Source organism: Actinoplanes sp. NPDC023801 (genome assembly GCF_040639655.1).
GTDB lineage: Bacteria > Actinomycetota > Actinomycetes > Mycobacteriales > Micromonosporaceae > Actinoplanes.
Map to the genome: position 1 here is coordinate 1 of NZ_JBFAAI010000027.1, position 16,472 is coordinate 16,472.

Annotated in this window: 16 protein-coding genes; 7 read left to right on the forward strand and 9 right to left on the reverse strand. The window is 71.3% G+C overall.

Features of this window, described 5'->3' with window-relative positions:
- Window positions 1-452: 452 nt before the first annotated feature.
- Window positions 453-818 carry a hypothetical protein gene (locus tag AB0G04_RS34055; protein ID WP_360991392.1) on the forward strand — a complete coding sequence of 122 codons (366 nt, stop codon included), beginning with the start codon at window positions 453-455 and terminating at the stop codon, window positions 816-818.
- Window positions 819-1,236: 418 nt separating this feature from the next.
- On the opposite strand, the gene AB0G04_RS34060 is transcribed toward AB0G04_RS34055, so the two are convergent.
- Genes AB0G04_RS34060 through AB0G04_RS34070 form a run of 3 tightly spaced genes read right to left on the reverse strand, consistent with a single transcriptional unit; the run spans window position 1,237 to window position 3,212 of the window.
- The gene (locus tag AB0G04_RS34060; protein ID WP_360991395.1) at window positions 1,237-2,256 is read right to left on the reverse strand and encodes a DUF2071 domain-containing protein; all 1,020 of its coding nucleotides are present in this window, start codon (window positions 2,254-2,256) and stop codon (window positions 1,237-1,239) included.
- 49 nt (window positions 2,257-2,305) lie between these two features.
- On the reverse strand, window positions 2,306-2,623 hold the full coding sequence (locus tag AB0G04_RS34065; protein WP_360991398.1) for a hypothetical protein: 318 nt from the start codon (window positions 2,621-2,623) through the stop codon (window positions 2,306-2,308).
- Window positions 2,624-2,672: 49 nt separating this feature from the next.
- A complete protein-coding gene (locus AB0G04_RS34070; RefSeq protein WP_360991400.1) occupies window positions 2,673-3,212 on the reverse strand; it encodes a snapalysin family zinc-dependent metalloprotease in 540 nt (179 codons plus the stop codon).
- Window positions 3,213-3,361: 149 nt separating this feature from the next.
- Here AB0G04_RS34070 and AB0G04_RS34075 point away from each other — a divergent pair, with 149 nt between their 5' ends.
- From AB0G04_RS34075 to AB0G04_RS34085, 3 genes are all read left to right on the forward strand, one after another.
- Window positions 3,362-4,024: a hypothetical protein gene (locus AB0G04_RS34075; RefSeq protein WP_360991402.1), complete on the forward strand. Its 663-nt coding sequence runs from the start codon at window positions 3,362-3,364 to the stop codon at window positions 4,022-4,024.
- An 85-nt stretch (window positions 4,025-4,109) separates the two neighbouring features.
- Complete coding sequence (locus tag AB0G04_RS34080; protein WP_360991405.1) at window positions 4,110-6,713, forward strand: tetratricopeptide repeat protein; 2,604 nt, start codon at window positions 4,110-4,112, stop codon at window positions 6,711-6,713.
- Window positions 6,714-6,715: 2 nt separating this feature from the next.
- Window positions 6,716-7,174, forward strand: coding sequence for a hypothetical protein (locus tag AB0G04_RS34085; protein ID WP_360991407.1), 459 nt, complete (start codon window positions 6,716-6,718; stop codon window positions 7,172-7,174).
- On the opposite strand, the gene AB0G04_RS34090 is transcribed toward AB0G04_RS34085, so the two are convergent.
- The 5 genes from AB0G04_RS34090 to AB0G04_RS34110 form a co-directional block, all read right to left on the reverse strand.
- Window positions 7,069-8,676: an MFS transporter gene (locus AB0G04_RS34090; protein ID WP_360991409.1), complete on the reverse strand. Its 1,608-nt coding sequence runs from the start codon at window positions 8,674-8,676 to the stop codon at window positions 7,069-7,071. The two genes, AB0G04_RS34085 and AB0G04_RS34090, sit on opposite strands and share 106 nt — an antisense overlap.
- A gap of 67 nt (window positions 8,677-8,743) precedes the next feature.
- Window positions 8,744-9,325 carry a GNAT family N-acetyltransferase gene (locus tag AB0G04_RS34095; RefSeq protein ID WP_360991412.1) on the reverse strand — a complete coding sequence of 194 codons (582 nt, stop codon included), beginning with the start codon at window positions 9,323-9,325 and terminating at the stop codon, window positions 8,744-8,746.
- Entirely contained in the window at window positions 9,322-9,909 is a 588-nt protein-coding gene (locus AB0G04_RS34100) for a dihydrofolate reductase family protein (RefSeq protein WP_360991415.1), read from the reverse strand. Before AB0G04_RS34100 ends, AB0G04_RS34095 begins: the two co-directional genes overlap by 4 nt.
- 124 nt (window positions 9,910-10,033) lie before the next feature.
- Entirely contained in the window at window positions 10,034-11,494 is a 1,461-nt protein-coding gene (locus AB0G04_RS34105) for a hypothetical protein (protein WP_360991418.1), read from the reverse strand.
- Window positions 11,482-13,257 (reverse strand): NAD(P)/FAD-dependent oxidoreductase, encoded by a 1,776-nt coding sequence (locus AB0G04_RS34110; protein ID WP_360991421.1) that lies wholly within the window; start codon window positions 13,255-13,257, stop codon window positions 11,482-11,484. The genes AB0G04_RS34105 and AB0G04_RS34110 overlap by 13 nt, the downstream gene beginning before the upstream one ends.
- A gap of 112 nt (window positions 13,258-13,369) precedes the next feature.
- Between AB0G04_RS34110 and AB0G04_RS34115 the strand changes: the two genes are divergently transcribed.
- From AB0G04_RS34115 to AB0G04_RS34125, 3 genes are all read left to right on the forward strand, one after another.
- Complete coding sequence (locus tag AB0G04_RS34115) at window positions 13,370-13,894, forward strand: RNA polymerase sigma factor (protein WP_360991424.1); 525 nt, start codon at window positions 13,370-13,372, stop codon at window positions 13,892-13,894.
- A complete protein-coding gene (locus tag AB0G04_RS34120; RefSeq protein WP_360991427.1) occupies window positions 13,879-14,643 on the forward strand; it encodes a hypothetical protein in 765 nt (254 codons plus the stop codon). Before AB0G04_RS34115 ends, AB0G04_RS34120 begins: the two co-directional genes overlap by 16 nt.
- A gap of 257 nt (window positions 14,644-14,900) precedes the next feature.
- Window positions 14,901-16,133, forward strand: coding sequence for an MFS transporter (locus AB0G04_RS34125; protein WP_360991430.1), 1,233 nt, complete (start codon window positions 14,901-14,903; stop codon window positions 16,131-16,133).
- On the opposite strand, the gene AB0G04_RS34130 is transcribed toward AB0G04_RS34125, so the two are convergent.
- Window positions 16,078-16,347, reverse strand: coding sequence for a hypothetical protein (locus AB0G04_RS34130; RefSeq protein ID WP_360991433.1), 270 nt, complete (start codon window positions 16,345-16,347; stop codon window positions 16,078-16,080). The two genes, AB0G04_RS34125 and AB0G04_RS34130, sit on opposite strands and share 56 nt — an antisense overlap.
- Between the last annotated feature and the right edge of the window lie 125 nt (window positions 16,348-16,472).

The following is a 16,472-nucleotide window of genomic DNA, read 5'->3' on the forward strand; positions in this document are numbered from 1 at the left end:
GAGCCAGCGCACCCTCATCCACGCCGCGCAGCCAAACACCTTCACCCAACAGCTACAAGCGACACACCGTACCGACCTAACAAAGTCCTACTAAGAGGTCTCGTCGGCCTCCGCGTGCAAGATGTCTCCAGTGGCGGATGCGGTGACGGCGATGGGGGCGCCGCAGGTGTTATGGCCGTGGCCGTAGCCGGTGGAGACGAGGACGCGGTTGCCGAGGGTGCGTCCAAGCGAAGTGTCAGTTCGCGATCAGCCATGAAATCGAAGGCAACGTACCGTTCTCGTATCCCCACCGGTTCGACGAGGACTGCCGTTTCCGTCTCGTGCACTTTGGCGCCTGGATGGTGGAGCCCGGGATCCGCACTGAAGCGGAAGGTCAGTGTGCGGCCGTCGGCCGCGAGCGATGCTGCTCGACTCCTGTTGCTGCGCAGTCCCGGCGGCCACCAGGTTCGATCGTGCTCGAATTGCGGATCCATGACGATGAACGGGTGTGCGCCGTCGTCCCGGAATATCATCCACGCCGGGAGAAAGCGCACGCCTCGGTCCGTGACGAATGGCCCGTCACCCCGGATGAGAGGGGCCAGTCGTCGCCCGGGAGGCAGTTCCAGACCCTCGCAGTAGGCCAATGCGTCGGCGAACAAGGAGGGCTGAAGATCCTCCTCGTCATGCAAGGCGGCGCCGAGGTCGGTCAGGTCCGCGCGCCAGTGGGGGTTGGCCCGCAGCCATTCGCCGGTGCTGATACCGGGGAGCACGATGGGGCGGCGTTCATGGTGAACCGGGAAGTCGGCCCATTTCGCCAAGGCCTCCATGACGGCAAGTGAGCGGATCGGCACGCCGGAACCTTACCGGTCAGCTATTTGCGGAGCAGTGACGTCCGCCGCCTTGCCTTCCGCCTGCCGGCGTCGACACCAGGAAGTAGCAAAACAGTCACTACGCCCAGCGGGCCCTTACCGGGCATGGAAACAGATTCCCTGCTGCGGTATTAGAAGCGGTATGGCCGGCTCGCAGCCCGGACATCCGGTGACGTTGGCGCAAGTGCAGATGTGGAGCGAGTGCCTCTTCTCATCACGGCTGATCATCTGGCGGGCCGTCGTGCAGCAATGCTCGATGCGGAGGATGACCATTTGTCCGGAATGACTCAATGCGTCATCAGCGGGCGATCCCGCGCTGAGAGCCGCAGTATCAAGTCGATGAAACTCGGTGCTGCTCAGGCGCGCTTCGTCAAGGATCTGCAAGGTCCTACCCGGAGGCACTCGAGCCGTCGAGCGGAGGGCCGCCGAGTGTAGGGCCGCCGGGCGGTAGGTCGCCGGGTGGAGGGCTGCCGAGTGGAAGGCGGTAGTGTTCCTCGCTGTCGAACCTGAGGGTCACCTCGGGTACGTAGAAGCTGAACGGCTCGGCGTCACCGACGATCGCCCGGGCCGCCCGGGACCGTACCGGCCCGGTGAGGGGTAGGCAGTCGCCGGGGGTGAGGTCGAGGCGGATCTCCTGACGGGTGACGCGGGGATGCCATGCCTGCACCGACAGGGCGCGGTCCTGCGGTACCACGTACTTCACCATGTCCTGGTAGGTGGCGAACGCGGAGCGCCACGGACCGTCCGCCGGGGCCGGGGCGAACGTCAGCAACGCTTCGGCGTCGGGGCCGCTGCCGAGTCCGGGGTCCAGCACGAGCCCGACCGTGGCATCGCCCGCCGCCCCCACGGCGGCGCGGCGCAGCAGGTGCATCGGCAGCGCCTCGCAGAACAGGCGGGCCCCGAGCGCGTGTGCCGGCCGGTCGACGGCTGTCGTGACGAAGTGCACGCCGGCATGTCCGGTGTGCGGATCGACGACGTAGATACGCCAGTTGGTCTGTACGGGTGACGGCAGCAGCTGGCGCAGCCGTCCGAACATCGGCGGGCCGAGATGACCGTGCCGGTAGGTGAGGAAGGTGAAGACGGCCCACTCGCGGCCGGGACCGACCCGCTGCAGTCGCAGGCCCGCGGGTACGAGCGGGAGCAGCCGGGCGGCGGGTACGACGTAGTTGACGTACACCACGTCGGTGATGTCGCTGACCATCGCCGGAACGGGGAACCGCTCGCACGCAGCCCGGGCGGCGCGGCTGTTGGCGAGCGCCTGCAACGGTCTCGCCGGCAGGCCGCCGGGATGAAGCCAGTCGGCGTAGCGGCCGTAGGTGGTCCGTGGCCGGCTTCGGCGCAGCATCAGCTCGGCCGTCGCGGCAAGCCCCACCAGGCCGGCAGCCGCCGCTGTCGTACGTGATCTCACCGCAGGATTGTCCTGCAGAACCGCAAGGCGCAGGACCGGGAACCGTGGCTCAGCCGGCTCCGGGAGTATGCACCGGGACGGTCGGGCCGGCGAGAACGCGGATGCGGGCGAGCAGCGCGGCGGCGAACGGCTGCTGGGCGAAGCGGCCACGACCGCCGCTGTGCCGATGTGCGCGGACCTCGAAGAACAGGCAGGCGCGCAGCACGTCGAGGTCGTCGCCGGGGTCACCGGTGCGTTCCCACTCGTCGTGGACGCGCTGGGCCAGGCCGGGCTGCCCGGTGTGCAGACCGTACCCGTCGTAGGTGTGGGCGAACTCGATGATCTCCTGCTCGCCGGCGTCGGCGGCCGGGACCCGTACCCACTCCATGCCCGGATCCTAGTGCCGGGCGAGGCCGGTGGCCTCGCCCGGCGGCGATTCACTGCGGGCTGCCGCTCCAGACGAAGGTGCGGGCCGGTACGGCCGCCGCGCTCGCGAAGTTCGCGTTGACGGTGGACGCCTCGCGGGCGTTCGGGTTGGGGTTGGTGCAGCTCACCGGCGCGCTGCTGCCGGACATCAGGTCGGCGCACAGGCCCGTCCGCCGGTCCGGCAGGCCGAGCAGGTGGCCGAACTCGTGCGCGGCGATCCGCGGCTTGTAGTAGCCCTGGTTGACGGCCTGGCGACCCATGTACCAGTAGCCGTTACCCAGTGTGCTGGTGTAGGCGCGCGGCCAGCCGTTGTCGGCGTACACCCGGATGTTGGGGGTCCGGCCGGCGGTGACCGGCTGCAGGCGCACGTTGGTGACGCGGCTGTTCCAGATCTGGGCGCCCTGGTCCACGACGGACCGGAACTCCTGTGCCTGGCTGGCGTCGTAGTACAGGATGCGGGGTGCCGCGGTAGCGGGGGCGGCGGTGACCGCTTGCACGCCGCCGAGGGTCAGTACGGCGAAGACGGCCGCCGCGATCTTGCGGATCAGCATGGCTTCCTCCGGGGGACGGGGACAGGGACACCCCATTTCTATCGAGAAGTGTCGATGATTGCGGCATATCGGTTCCGCCCTCTGACGCACGTGATGCCGCGCGGGGGTATTGACATGCGACGAATTGATCAAGCCGGTACGGTGCCCCGGTGGAATCTCAGCATCAGCCTGCCTACTACGCGCCCCCGCCGCAGCAGTCGCAGTGGAACGGCAAGACCAACGGCTTCTCGATCGCGTCGCTGTCCCTCGCCCTGCTCTGCCTCGGCGGCGGCTTCCTCAGCATCGTGTTCGGGATCATCGGTCTGGTGCAGAGCCGCCGCAACGGTGACCGGCGCGGCAAGTTCTACGCGATCGCCGGCCTGACCATCAGCGGACTCGTCCTGGCGGTCATCGTGGGGGCGATCATCGTCGCGGTGGTGCGGGACGCCACCGACGGCCCGGACCGGGACACCGCCGGTGCCATCCGCGGCGAGCGGTCCATCTCGCTGCGCGAGCTGCGCGCCGGTGACTGCGTCAAAGATCTCGAGGGGCAGACCGGCCGGTACGTCGACGCGCTGCCCTGCTCGTCACCGCACAGCAGCGAGGTGGTCGGCGTCTTCGACCTGCCCGCCGGCGCCGCCGACCCCGCCACCGCGGCGGAGGCCGGCTGCGAACTGCGCTTCAAGGAGTACGCCGGTCAGGAACGGCCGGTCGGCGCCCCCTACATCGTCTTCACCGCGCGGATGGAGGAGATCGGCTTCTCCGGCGACCCCGGCGTGCTCTGCTTCGCCCATCAGATCACCGGCACCACCACCGGGACCGTCAAGCGCTAGCCGAACCCCGGTCCCTTGTGGTCACCACTCGGAAGTCGTTAGCCTCGAGCGGGCACGACATCGAGTTTGATCTATGGGGAGCGCGATGCCCTCAGGGGAACCGCCGATCACTCCGGCCCAGCCGTTCACGACGCCGCCCGATCCGTCCCAGGCCCGTGACCTCGAAGACCTCATCGAACACCTGCGGCGGCTGAAGATCTGGGCCGGGGACCCCTCCTACGAGACGATCAAAGGCCGCGTCAACGCCGCCTGGACCAGGGCCGGCCGGCCGGCCGGTGATCTGGTCGGCAAGTCCACCCTTGCGCACTGCTTCCAGTCCGGCCGGCGACGGCTGAACACCGACCTGGTGGTCGCGATCGTCCACGCCCTGCACCCCGACACCGGGTACGTCACCCAGTGGCGCCAGGCGCTGCGGGTCCTCGGCGGGGAGGTCGAGGCGGCGTCCCAGGTCCGGGTCCAGGACAGTCTGCCCCCGGATCTGGCCGGGTTCACCGGCCGCACCGCCGAGCTGGACCGGCTGCGGCAGGCCGCGCGGGACGGTGACGCCGTGGTGATCTCCGCGATCGAGGGGATGGCCGGAGTCGGCAAGACGCAACTCGCGATCCACGCCGGACACCTGTTCCACCGGGATCAGCCGTTCGACCGGGTGCTGTTCGTCAACCTGCGTGGGTTCCATCCCGACCCGGCTCAGCCACCGGCCGACCCGGCCGCCGTCCTCGACGGGTTCCTGCGCCTGCTCGAGGTCCCCGGTCAGCAGATACCGCACGATCTGGACGGCCGTGCCGCGATGTACCGTGACCGGCTCGCCGGCACGCGGACGCTGGTGGTGCTCGACAACGCCGCCAGCGCCGAGCAGGCCGGCATCCTGCTGCCCGCCACACCGGGTTGCCTCGCTCTGGTCACCAGCCGGCGCAACCTCGCCGACCTGCGCCCGGCGACCCATCTCACCGTGGACGTCTTCACCGCCGAGGAGGCCGGGGCGTTCCTGCTGGCCGCGGTGCGCGGAGTTCCGGCCGGCGCGGATCCGCAGGCCGCGGCCCGGATCGCCCGGCGCTGCGGGAACCTGCCCCTGGCGCTCGGTCTGGTCACCGCGCACATCCGTGGCACCCCGGGCTGGACGATGACCGACCACGCCGACCGGCTCGACGAACGCCACCGCGACCACCGGCTGGACACCGGCGTCGAACTCGCCCTGAACCTGTCCTACCAGCACCTGCCGCCGGACGAACAGCGGCTGCTGCGGCTGGCGGCGCTGCACCCGGGTCAGGACTTCGACGCCGGCGCCGCGGCGGCGCTGACCGGCGCCGGCCTCGCCACCACCCGGGCCGGCCTGGATCGCCTGCACGGCGATCGTCTGCTCCAGCAGGCCGCACCGGGCAGGTACTCGTTCCACGACCTGGTCCGCATGTACGCCGTGGTCCGGGCCGGCGACGAGGAACGGCCCACCGAACGTCGTACCGCGCTGACCCGGCTGTTCGACTACTACTCAGCCGCCGCCGCGGCGGCCATGGACACCCTGTATCCCGCGGAGACGCACCGGCGGCCGCGTATCGACGCGGTGAACGTCCTGGTTCCCGCCCTGACCGATCCCGAGGCCGCGCGCACCTGGCTGGACGACGAACGCGCCACCCTGGTGGCCGTGGCCGCCCACACCGCCACACACGGCTGGCCCGCCCATACCGTCCGCCTGGCCACCACCCTGTTCCGCTACCTCGACGGCGGCTACCACACCGACGCCGAAACCATTCATCGCTACGCGTGTCACGCCGCCGCCGACGCCGCGGACGTGGCCGGACAGGCCGAGGCAACGATCAACCTCGGTGCCGCGCACGCCCGTGCGGGCCGGTACGCCCAGGCCTCGGAACATTTCCGGCGGGCGCGGAGCTTGAGCTCGGAGGGTGGTGACCTCGTCGGGCAGGCCCGTGCGCTGATCAATCTCGGCGTCGTCCACGACCGGCAGGGCGGTTACCGTACGGCGACCGACTACTACGAACGCGCCCTGCCCCTGTTCCGCCGGACCGGTGACCACACCGGCGAGGCGAACACGTTGAACAACCTGGGCGTCGCGCAGGAACGGCTGGGACAGTACCGGCCGGCCATCGACTACTACGAACAGGCACTGACCCTGTCCCGGCAGAGGGGCGACCGGACCGGCGAGGCGCAGGCGTTGAGCAATCTCGGCGACGTGGAGGTGCTGCTGGGCCGGTACGGGGAGGCCACCGATCACCTGGAGCAGGCCCTGGCGTTGCACCGGTCGGCCGGCAATCACGACCGGGAGGCCTGGGCCCTGGACAGCCTGGGCGGCCTCCACACCCGGATCGAACAGCCGGAGCGAGCCACCGGGTACTTCCGGCACGCTCTGAACCTCCACCGGGAGACGGGCGACCCGCACGGCGAGGTCTGGGCGTTCAACGGCCTGGGCGAAGCCGCCCACCTCGCCGGCCGGCACGCTGACGCGATCACCCACCACCGCACCGCCCACGCCATGTCCGTCGACATCGGCGACCGTCAGCAGCAGGCGCGCGCCCACACCGGCCTCGCCGACGCCCATCACGCCTCCGGTGACGTCGCCCGCTCCGCCGAGCATTACCGGCGGGCGCTGGCCCTCTACACCGACCTCGGCATGCCGGAGGCCGACCGGATCCGTAACCGCCTGGCCGAGCTGGCCACCGCCGGCGAGACGTCCTGATCGTGCGGTGGTACGAACCCGCCGCCCGTGCCTCCGGCATCGCCGACCGCTGGCTGGCCGCCGCACGCGAGCACCTGCCGGAGGCGATGCCGCGCCGGTTCGGTGACACGGAACCGTTGCGCGGGCGGCTCGACCGCGACGGTGAGGACGGCTTCCGCCGGGCCCACGAGCGGGCCGACTCGCTGCTGCACCTGGCCGGAACCGCACCGATCTACAGCGCCTCGCTGGCGGCGAACCGCCCGCGCTGGTCGGGCCGACCGCCGCGCACTCGCTCAGCGCCGCCGGCCGCGCGGTCTGCGGCGCTCCCTCCGGTGGATGCGGTTCTGAAGGACGACGGCACCGTCCCCGGCCCGCCTCAGTGGGTGGACAGCAGGTGGCTGACCTCGGGCGGGCCGTCGGCCAGATCCAGTGCCCGCTGCTCGACGGCCCGGTCGGCGCCGGTCAGCCGGCCGCCGTGCTGACGCAGGTGCTCGTCCCAGCTGGGCACCACGTACGCCTCGACGAGCCGGCCGGGCCGTTCACCGTCGTGGAACAGGCCCCAGCGTTCGGCGCCGGTACGCAACCGGCTGCGGCGTACGCCCGCCATCGCCTCGACGAACGCCGCCTCCCGTTCGGGCCGGACCCGGTAGGCGGCCAGCACCAGCACCGGACCGCCGTGATCGTCCGGGTCGAGTTCGAGGTGCGGTTCGGGCCAGTAGACGGCCGGGTCCCGGTTCAGGCCACTGGTGTCGCGCAGCGGCCACCAGCGCAACGTCACGACACCGGCCAGCATCAGCGCCGCGGCCGCCAGATGAGCCGGGAACAGGCCCCACACGTCCGAGACGACACCCCAGGCCAGGGCGCCGGCGGCCTGCGCACCGGCGAAGACCATCTGGTAGATCGCGAGACCACGGGCCCGGACCCAGTTCGGCAGGAACAGCTGCATCGCCGCGTTCACACTGGACAGCACCATCACCCAGGCGACACCGGCCGGCAGCAGCGCGACCACCGCGGCGGCCGGTGACCCCGCCGTTCCGAGCACCGCCAGCACCACGGCGAAGAGGACCCCGGAGATCAGCAGCAGCTGGTTCAGCGACCATCGGGCCCGCAGCCGGGGCAGCAGCAACGCACCGGCCACCGCACCCGCACCGACCGCGCCGAGCAGGATGCCGTAACCACCGGAGCCGAGCCCGAGCCCGCGGCTGGCGACCAGCGGCAGCAGCGCCCACAGGGCACTCCCGGGCACCAGGAACAGCCCGGCACGCAACAGGATGCGCCGCACCACCGGCGAATGCCGCACGTAGCGGCCACCGGAACGCACCGCGGCCGCGAACCGCTCCGGCGTGCCGGAGCCGGTCGCCGGAGCCGGATGCCACCGCCACAGCACCAGCGCGAACACCGCGAACGACAGCGTGTTGAAACCGAACACGACACCCGCGCCGGCTCGTGCGATGAGGACACCGGCCACCGCCGGGCCGACCGCCCGTGCCAGGTTCATGCTGATCGCACCGAGTGCCGACGCGGACGCCAGCTGCGGCCGCGGCACCAGGTCCGGGATGATCGACTGCCAGGCCGGCGCGGTCAGCGCCTGCCCGGCACCCAGCACGAAGGTGAGCGTCAGCAGCAGCGTCGGCGGCATCTGCCCGGCGACCGTCAAGGCGGTGAGCAGCGCGCCGGCCGCGGTCAGGAACACCTGGACGGCGATCAGCAGCCGCCGCCGGTCGAAGATGTCGGCCAGCGCGCCGGCCGGCATCGCGAGCAGCACGATCGGCAGCGTGCTCGCGGTCTGCACCACGGCCACCATGGTGTCGGTGCCGGACTCCTCGACGAGCAGCCACTGGGCGCCGACCGTCTGCATCCAGGTACCGATGTTGCTGGCCAGCAGCGCCAGCCACAGAGCACGGAAGGCCGCGACCCGTAGCGGCGCCCACGCGGACGGTGAGGCGGTGGTCGCTGCGGCGTGCACGGTCGGTCCGGCGTTCACCTCACGGAGGTTTCCACGAGATCGCCGCCCTACACGTGACGCCGGCCGCCAGGTGCCGCCGGCATGGTCAGGCCGGACCGCGCCACTCGTCGGCGAGCAGGGCATAGCCGAAGCAGTCGAGCCATTCGCCGGACCGGTGCAGGGAGTCCCGGACGGTGTGGAACTCGCGGCGCATCCCGACGCGTTCCATGAGGCGCCAGGACGGTTCGTTGGCGGCGAAGCAGGTGGCCGTCACACGGTGCAGCCGCAGATCCTCGAAGCAGAGCCGGAGCAGTGCCCGGATGGCCTCGGTGGCGAATCCGTGGCCGGCGTGCCCGGGGTGCAGCACCCATCCCAGTTCGGCTTGCATACCGCGGGCGCGTTCGGCGACCTCCGCCTGGGCCCAGGCGTCCTCGATCTTCACCATGAGGTCGCCGATGACCGCACCGTCGCGTTCGATCACGAGGACCTTGGCGAGATTGTCCGGGGACGCGAACCAGGCCCGGTGCTGGTCCAGGGTGGCGGGGGCGCGGGTGATCCAGCGGCTGACGTCCTCGCGGCGGCGGAACTGCCAGGTGGCGCCGGTGTCGTCCGCGGTTGCCGGCCGCAACGTCAGCCGGTCGGTGTGCAGCGGCCAGGTCAGCGCGGCGAGCCCGGTGGTCGTGGTCATGCCTGCACGTTACGCACGGCGTAGCGGTGCAGCGTCACGCCCTGATCGAAGCAGGCGTGCTCGAGCAGGTCCAGTTCCAGCGGCTCGTCGTGACCGTCGAACAACGGCCGGCCGGCCCCGAGGATGACGGGGTGGGTGAAGAGCAGCAGTTCGTCGAGCAGTCGCGCTCTTAGCAGCGCCGTGGCCAGGGTGGCGCCGCCGACGCCGATGTCACCGTCGGTCCGGGCTCGCAGATCCGCCAGTATGCCGATGGCGTCGTCGGAGTTGACGACCCGCGTGTTGTGCTCCGCGTGGGTACGCGTGCGCGTGACGAGCACCTTGGGCATCGAGGTCCAGATCTCGCCGTACTCGCGCAGGTATCCGGGCAACGAGTCGTCGTCGCGTGCCCCTGGCCAGAACCCCTCCATCGTCTCGTAGACGGTGCGTCCCTGGACCATGAGCGACAGCGCCCGCGCCCGCGCGTTGAACTCCCGGTGCAGCGGCTCCCCGATCCGCATCCACGCGCCGCCGCCCTGCTCACCCGCAACCTGCTCGATCCTGAGGTCGGCGGACACGTTCATCCAGTACACGAAGCGGCCTGTCACGAGCACTCCCCCCGGTGATGGTGGTCCTCGACCACCGCCCCCACCCTAGGAGAAGCGATACGCCGCCGGGTCCCCGGCAGGAACGCCCGGACGCCGGCGCGGTCGCTCAGTGCGGGCGGGCCGCCTACGGCGGGGTGATGCGGATGACGCTGCCGTCGCCGGAGGCACCCAGCAGGAGGGCACCGTCCGGGGCGGTGGCCAGGGCCGCGAACTGGCGGGGCACGCCGGGCAGGCCCTCGGCGAACAGGGCGGGCTGGACCGGGCGGGGCACCGCGACCGGCAGGTCCGCGGCGACGACCCGGGACGGCGGTCCGACCTCGACCAGCCGGCGGCGGCCCGCCTCGACGACGAACAGGCGGCCGCCGCTGAACGTCAGGCCCTGCGGGGTGTGCAGGTCCTCGGCCAGCGCCAGCGGTTTGCCGTCGTCGAGACGGTAGACGGCGCCCCGGTCGGCGTCGGTGACGTGGCAGCGGCCGCCGTCGTCGAGCGCGACGTCGACCGGGCGGCCCAGGCCCTCGGCCACGACCGTTCTCGTGTCGTCGGGCGCGATCGCCAGGACGCGACCGGTGCCGGCCTCGGCGATCAGCAGGGTGCCGTCCGGCCGTACCGCGATGCCCTGGGGTTGATCGAGATTTTCCGCCCTTGTTCGTGAGGCCCCCGTGGCCCGGTCGAACGTCGCGGCCTGCCCGTACTGGGAGGTGAAGTGCAGCAGGTCACCGTCGGCGGCGAGCGCGTGGGCGAACGGCTGGTACATCCCGGCGATCCGGTAGTGGTCGGCGACCGTCACCGTGCCGTCCGCGCCGGCGGTGACGCCGTAGGGCCCGGCGAGGCCGCGCGGCACCACCTCGCGCAGCGTGCCGCCGGGAAGGATCTCGGTGATGCCGCCGGAGGCGAAGCTGGAGACGAACATCCGGCCGCCGGCGTCGAAGGCGGCGTTGTCCAGGCCGGCGATGCCGGTGACGATCTCGGTACGCTCGTCACCGTCGATCCGGACGATCGTGCCCGCCTCGTCGATCGACAGCACGTACAGCACCCCGTCACGGCCGAATCGGACGGCGACCGTCTGCGCGGCCTCGGCCACGAGTTCGGGCGTGCCGCCGTCGGGGCTGATCCGGTAGACCTCGCCCGGGAACATGTGCGGGTAGTAGAGGTACCCGTCCGGGCCGAACTGCATGGCGTTGCCCATCATCAGGCCCTCGGCCAGCACTTTCGTTCCGTCGGTGATCTCCAGCAGGCGCCCGGAGAAGGTCATCTCGTTGACGAAGATCCGGTGGCCGAGCGCGGCGATGCCGTTGGGGTTCTTCAGGCCGTCGGCGGCCACGGTGAACCCGCCGCCCGGTTCCCGTCGCCACACCAGGCCGGGGGCGACGTCGGTGACGTACATCGTCCCGTCGGCGTCGAAGACCAGGTCGTCGGGTGACTGCAGCGGGCTGTCCGGCCCGGCGACCACCTCGGTGCGCCCGGTGCTGACGTCGACCGCGCTGATCCGGCCGGGAAGGTACTCGGCGACGTAGAGGCGCCCGTCCGGGCCGAAGCTGATCCCGTTCGAGCCACGCAGCGGGGTGGGGGCGGTCAGTCGTTCCACAGCACCTTCTCCAGGCTTCCGTCGGTGCGCCATGTGCGCAGCAGCTGGTGGAAGACGATCGGGCCGGGGCCGAAGGAGAAACTCATCGGCAGCGGGTCACCCTCGTTGTTGTAGTAGCCGGGCGTGCATTCGCTCTGGAACCGGAAGGTGTCGTGGGCGTTCGCTTCGATCGTGGCGGCCCAGGCGTCCTCGGCCTCCCGGCTCGGCTCGATCCGCCGGGCGCCGCGCTCGTACGCCGCGCCGACCATCGCACCGATCTGGATCGCCTGCTCGTGGAGGATGTGCACGAAGTTCACGGCGTTCGCGTTGTGCACCGGGCCGAGCTGGAACAGGTTCGGAAAACCATGGGAGAAGAATCCGTGCAGCGTACGGAAGCCACTCGCCCAGTGTTCGAAGATGTTCTGCCCGCCGCGCCCGTGGACCTGCAGCGTCCCGGACAGGACGCCGGAGATGCCGACCTCGAACCCGGTGGCGAAGACGACACAGTCGACCTCGTACCCGGTGTCGCCGACGACCACGGCCGTCTCGGTCATCGCGGTGATGCCGCCGTGGCCGGCCGTGTCGACCAGGGTCACGTTGGGCCGGTTGAACGTCTGCAGGTACTCGTCGCTGAACGTGGGCCGCTTGCACATGTACCGGTACCAGGGTTTCAGCAGCTCGGCGACGGCCGGATCGGTGACCACCTCGTCGATGCGGGCCCGGATGCCGTTCATCGTGGCGAAGTCGGCCAGCTCCAGTTCCTCCTCGGTGAGCGCGGACCGGGTGCCGCTCAGGAACCGGCGCTGGAGTTTCGCCGTCGCGGTCCATCGGTCGTCGATCAGGTCGGTGCCGGCGTGCCCGCCGCTCACGATGGTGAGGAAGTTGTCCATCCGTTCCCGCTGCCAGCCCGGTCGCTGCCCGGCGAGCAGCGACGGGTCGGTGGGCCGGTTGTCGCGGACGTCGACCGTCGACGGGGTGCGCTGGAAGACGTACAGCTGCCGGGCGTCGCGACCCAGGTGCGGCACGACCTGGACGGCCGTGGCCCCGGTGCCGACCACCGCCACCCGCTTGTCGGCGAGTTTGTGCAGGCCGCCGGACTGGTCACCGCCGGTGTAGCCGTAGTCCCAGCGGCTGGTGTGGAAGGTGTGCCCGCGAAACGTCTCGATGCCCGGAATGCCCGGTAGCTTCGCCTGGGTGAGCAGGCCGGACGACAGCACCACGAAACGGGACCGGAAGGCGTCGCCGCGGTCGGTCGTCACGGTCCATTCCGCCGCGTCGTCGTCCCAGCGCAGGTCGACGACCTTGGTGTGGAACAGGGCGTGCTGGTACAGGTCGAACCGTTTCGCGATCGCGACCGCGTGCTGCCGGATCTCCTCACCGGGTGCATACCGCCACTTCGGGACGTAACCGACCTCCTCCAGCAGCGGCATGTACACGGTGGCCTCGATGTCGCAGTGGATGCCGGGGTAGCGGTTCCAGTACCAGGTGCCGCCGAAGTCACCCGCCTCGTCGACCATCCGGATGTCCGGGATCCCGGCCTGCCGCAGCCGGGCGCCGGTCAGCAGGCCGCCGAACCCGCCGCCGACCACCGTCGCCTCGACCCGGCCGGTCACCGGTTCCCGTTCGACCCGCTCGGTGTACGGGTCCTTCGCGTAGTAGCCGAACTCGCCGGTCACCGGCCGGTACTGCCCACCGCCACCTGGCCGGATCCGCCGGTCCCGTTCGGCCCGATACTTCGCTCGGAGGTCGTCGAGCTGGGACGGCGTCAAAGAGGTCGTGGGCACATGACAGCTAAAACATAGTGACAGTCATGAATCAAGCCTCTGGCCGAACACGGACATGGAATTGTCGGTGCGGGGGTGTGGCAGACCGCCGCCTCCCGGACAGGTAGGGGGCATGGACCAACAGGAGAGGTTCCGGGCACTGCACCGGGACACGTTCGCCGACCTGCTGAGATTCGTCGAACGGCGGATCCCGGCGGACGAGGCCGAGGATGTCGTGTCGACCGTCTTCCTCACCGCCTGGCGGCGGTTCGCCGAGATCCCCGCCGACGCCCGGCCGTGGCTGTTCGCGGTGGCCCGGCGGACCATGGCCAACCAGACCCGCGGGTGGCTGCGGCGGCAGGCGCTCGACGTACGGATGGCGGGCGCCGGGTCACACGTGCCGGACGGGTCCGCCGGCGCCGCCGCCCGTATCGATCTGGAACGTGCCTGGCGGAGCCTGAGCCCGGCCGATCGCGAGGTGCTCGCTCTCGTCGCGTTCGACGGCCTCACCTCCGATCAGGCGGCCACCGTCCTGAACTGCCGGCGGTCGACGTTCGCGATGCGGCTCACCCGCGCCCGTAAGCGCCTGCAGGCCGCCCTGGAACCTGCCACCCCCGTCGTACCCGTCAAGGAGCAGCAGTCATGGATGAGCGCATGAACGACCTGGACCGTCTCGCCGTGCTCGACCCGGCCCGCGACCGCGAGCCCGGCGCCATGGAGTGGACCCGCTCGCAGGCGTTCATCGAGCGCACCATGGCCGGTGAGGCCGCCCGGACCGCTTGGCGGCCGGCCCGCCGCTGGCTGATCGCCGGTGCCGGGGCCATGGCGGTCGGTGCTCTCGCGGCGGTCGCGGTGCCGGCGCTGGTGCCGGGCGCCGCCGAGCAGGCCATCGCGTCGTGGACCGCGATGCCGACCGCCCGCACCGGCGACCAGGTGATGCCGCAGGCCCGCACCTGCGCGGCCGGGGAGGTCGGTGGCACGACCACCGCAACCGCGGCCGACGTGCTGCTCGCCGAAGAGCGCGGTGACGCCACCCTGCTGATCATGCGGAAGGGCGACGGCATCGTGGAGTGCCTGCTGGTCGGCGACGACGACCAGGCCGCCTCGATGGGCCTGACCGACACGCCGGCCCCGCCGCTGCCGCCGTCCGGCACGGTCAACCTGGAGACGATGAGCTCCTACGGCGACGGCGACGACCAGTGGTCGAACATCGTCGGTCTGGCCGCCCCCGACGTCACCGCGGTCGAGGTCCGGCTCGACGGCGGCGGGACCGTGCAGGCCAGCGTCAAGGCCGGCTGGTGGGCTGCTTGGTGGCCGGGCGCCGAGGGCGGCGAGGTCGACGCGCTGACCGTCACCGTGCATGCCGGCGACCGCACCACCACCCACCGGCCGTCCGAACTGCCCTGACGTCAGCCCGCCCGCGCCGGGTCGAGCCGCCTCGGCCCGGCGCCGGCGGGTCAGTGGTCGTTGCCGGGACTCCGGATGCCGCGCGCGGCGACCGAGGCGGCGGCCTGGTCGGAGATCTGCCCGGCCATCTCGGGGCGAGCCGCCGACTCGGCGACCCCGAGGCCGGTCTGCGGGTCGTAGCCGGCGATCCGGGTCCGGGCCTCGGCGTCACGGGTGCGGGCCCGGTCCTGGTTTGATGTCGCGTGGCCGAAGGCGGGTTGAGCGACAGCGGGTTCCGGTGGCTGTGGGCGTCGTACGCGGTCAGCGCCTACGGTTCGGCGTTCGGGTTCGGGGCGCTGCCGCTGATCGCGGTACTGGTGCTCGACGCCGGACCGGCCCAGGTGTCGCTGCTCGCGGCGGTCGGACCGGCACTCGGTGCGCTCGTCGCGTTGCCGCTCGGACCGTGGGCTGAGGCGCGCCGTAAACGACCCGTGATGATCGCGATGGATGTCGTACGGTTCGCGGCGCTCATGACGATCCCGGTCACCTACGCCCTCGGGCGGCTGACGTTCGTGCAGCTGCTGTTCGTGGCGGCGGTGGTGGCGGCGGCGCGGATCGCCTTCCAGTCGTCGGCCGGCGCGTACCTCAAGAAGCTGGTCCACCCGTCGGACCTGCTGGTGGCGAACGCCCGGTTCGAGTCGACGAACTGGAGCTCGATCGCGGTCGGCCCGCCTCTGGGCGGTGCGGCGATCGGACTGCTCGGGCCGGTGACGACGGTGGTCGCCGACGCGGTCAGTTACCTGCTGTCAGCGCTGGGTCTCGTCGCGATCCGGGATCGGGAGGAGCCGCCGCGGGCGGTACAGGGCGGAATGCGGATGGGCGACGTGCTCGACGGCTGGCGGCACCTGTTCCGCCATCCGGGGCTTCGGGCGCTCTATCTCAACCAGGTGCTGGTCGCCGGGCTGATCATGGCGACCGAACCGCTGCTGGCCGTGCTGATGCTTGGTGAACTGGGGTTCCCGCCCTGGCAGTACGGGCTCGCCTTCGCCGTACCGTGCCTCGGGGGCCTGATCGGTTCCCGCCTGGCCCGGAGGGTCGTCGCGCGCCACGGCACCCACCGGATCCTGCGGGTTGTGGGGACGCTCCGGGCGGTGTGGCTGATCGGTCTCGCCTTCGTGCAGCCGGGGCCGGCCGGGCTGCTCACGGTGATCGCCGTCGAGCTGGCGATCATCATCAGCATGAGCCTGTTCAACCCGGTGATGGCCACCTACCGGCTGGAGAACACGCCCTCCGGCCGTGCCGTCCGGACGCTGACGGCCTGGTCGATCGGCACCGGCGCCGGCATCGCGCTGCTGAGCGGGCTGGGCGGGCTGCTCGCCGACGTCACGAGCGCACGGACCGGCATCGCCGTCGCCGGGCTGCTCATCCTGCTCAGCCCGGTGCTGCTGACAGGCATCAGGCCACCAGCGCCCAGCGCTGCCGGCGACCGCGAGGCGGGTAGAGCAGGCTGACGGTGGCGAGCGCCCAGCGCATCCGCGGGAGGGCCAGCTCGGGGTGGTCACCGAATTCGGCGGCGACGTCGCCGGCGCAGGCCCGGGTGCCGCCGCGGGTGCGGACGGCGGTGCGGATGGCCTCGTCGGCCACTTCGAGGGTGGGCCGGCTTCCGGTGGCCAGACCGGTGGTGAACAGAGCCTCGGCGCGAGCGGCGGTGAGCATGGTGGTCATCGTGGTTCCTCCTTCAGCGCGACGTTCTCGGATGTGGGCTTGATGCTCCCGGTAATGGGGACCGGCCGGAGGCCTCGAACTCATCGGTGACGCTAATCCGGGAGTATGACGTTTTTCCCCGGCTG

Bases quoted from the DNA above. Each gene is read 5' to 3' on its own strand.
- AB0G04_RS34065 (WP_360991398.1), bottom strand. From the start codon at position 2,623: ATGGAGTGGGTACGGGTCCCGGCCGCCGACGCCGGCGAGCAGGAGATC.
- AB0G04_RS34070 (WP_360991400.1), bottom strand. From the start codon at position 3,212: ATGCTGATCCGCAAGATCGCGGCGGCCGTCTTCGCCGTACTGACCCTC.
- AB0G04_RS34080 (WP_360991405.1), top strand. From the start codon at position 4,110: ATGCCCTCAGGGGAACCGCCGATCACTCCGGCCCAGCCGTTCACGACG.
- AB0G04_RS34095 (WP_360991412.1), bottom strand. From the start codon at position 9,325: ATGACCACGACCACCGGGCTCGCCGCGCTGACCTGGCCGCTGCACACC.
- AB0G04_RS34115 (WP_360991424.1), top strand. From the start codon at position 13,370: ATGGACCAACAGGAGAGGTTCCGGGCACTGCACCGGGACACGTTCGCC.
- AB0G04_RS34120 (WP_360991427.1), top strand. From the start codon at position 13,879: ATGGATGAGCGCATGAACGACCTGGACCGTCTCGCCGTGCTCGACCCG.
- AB0G04_RS34130 (WP_360991433.1), bottom strand. From the start codon at position 16,347: ATGACCACCATGCTCACCGCCGCTCGCGCCGAGGCTCTGTTCACCACC.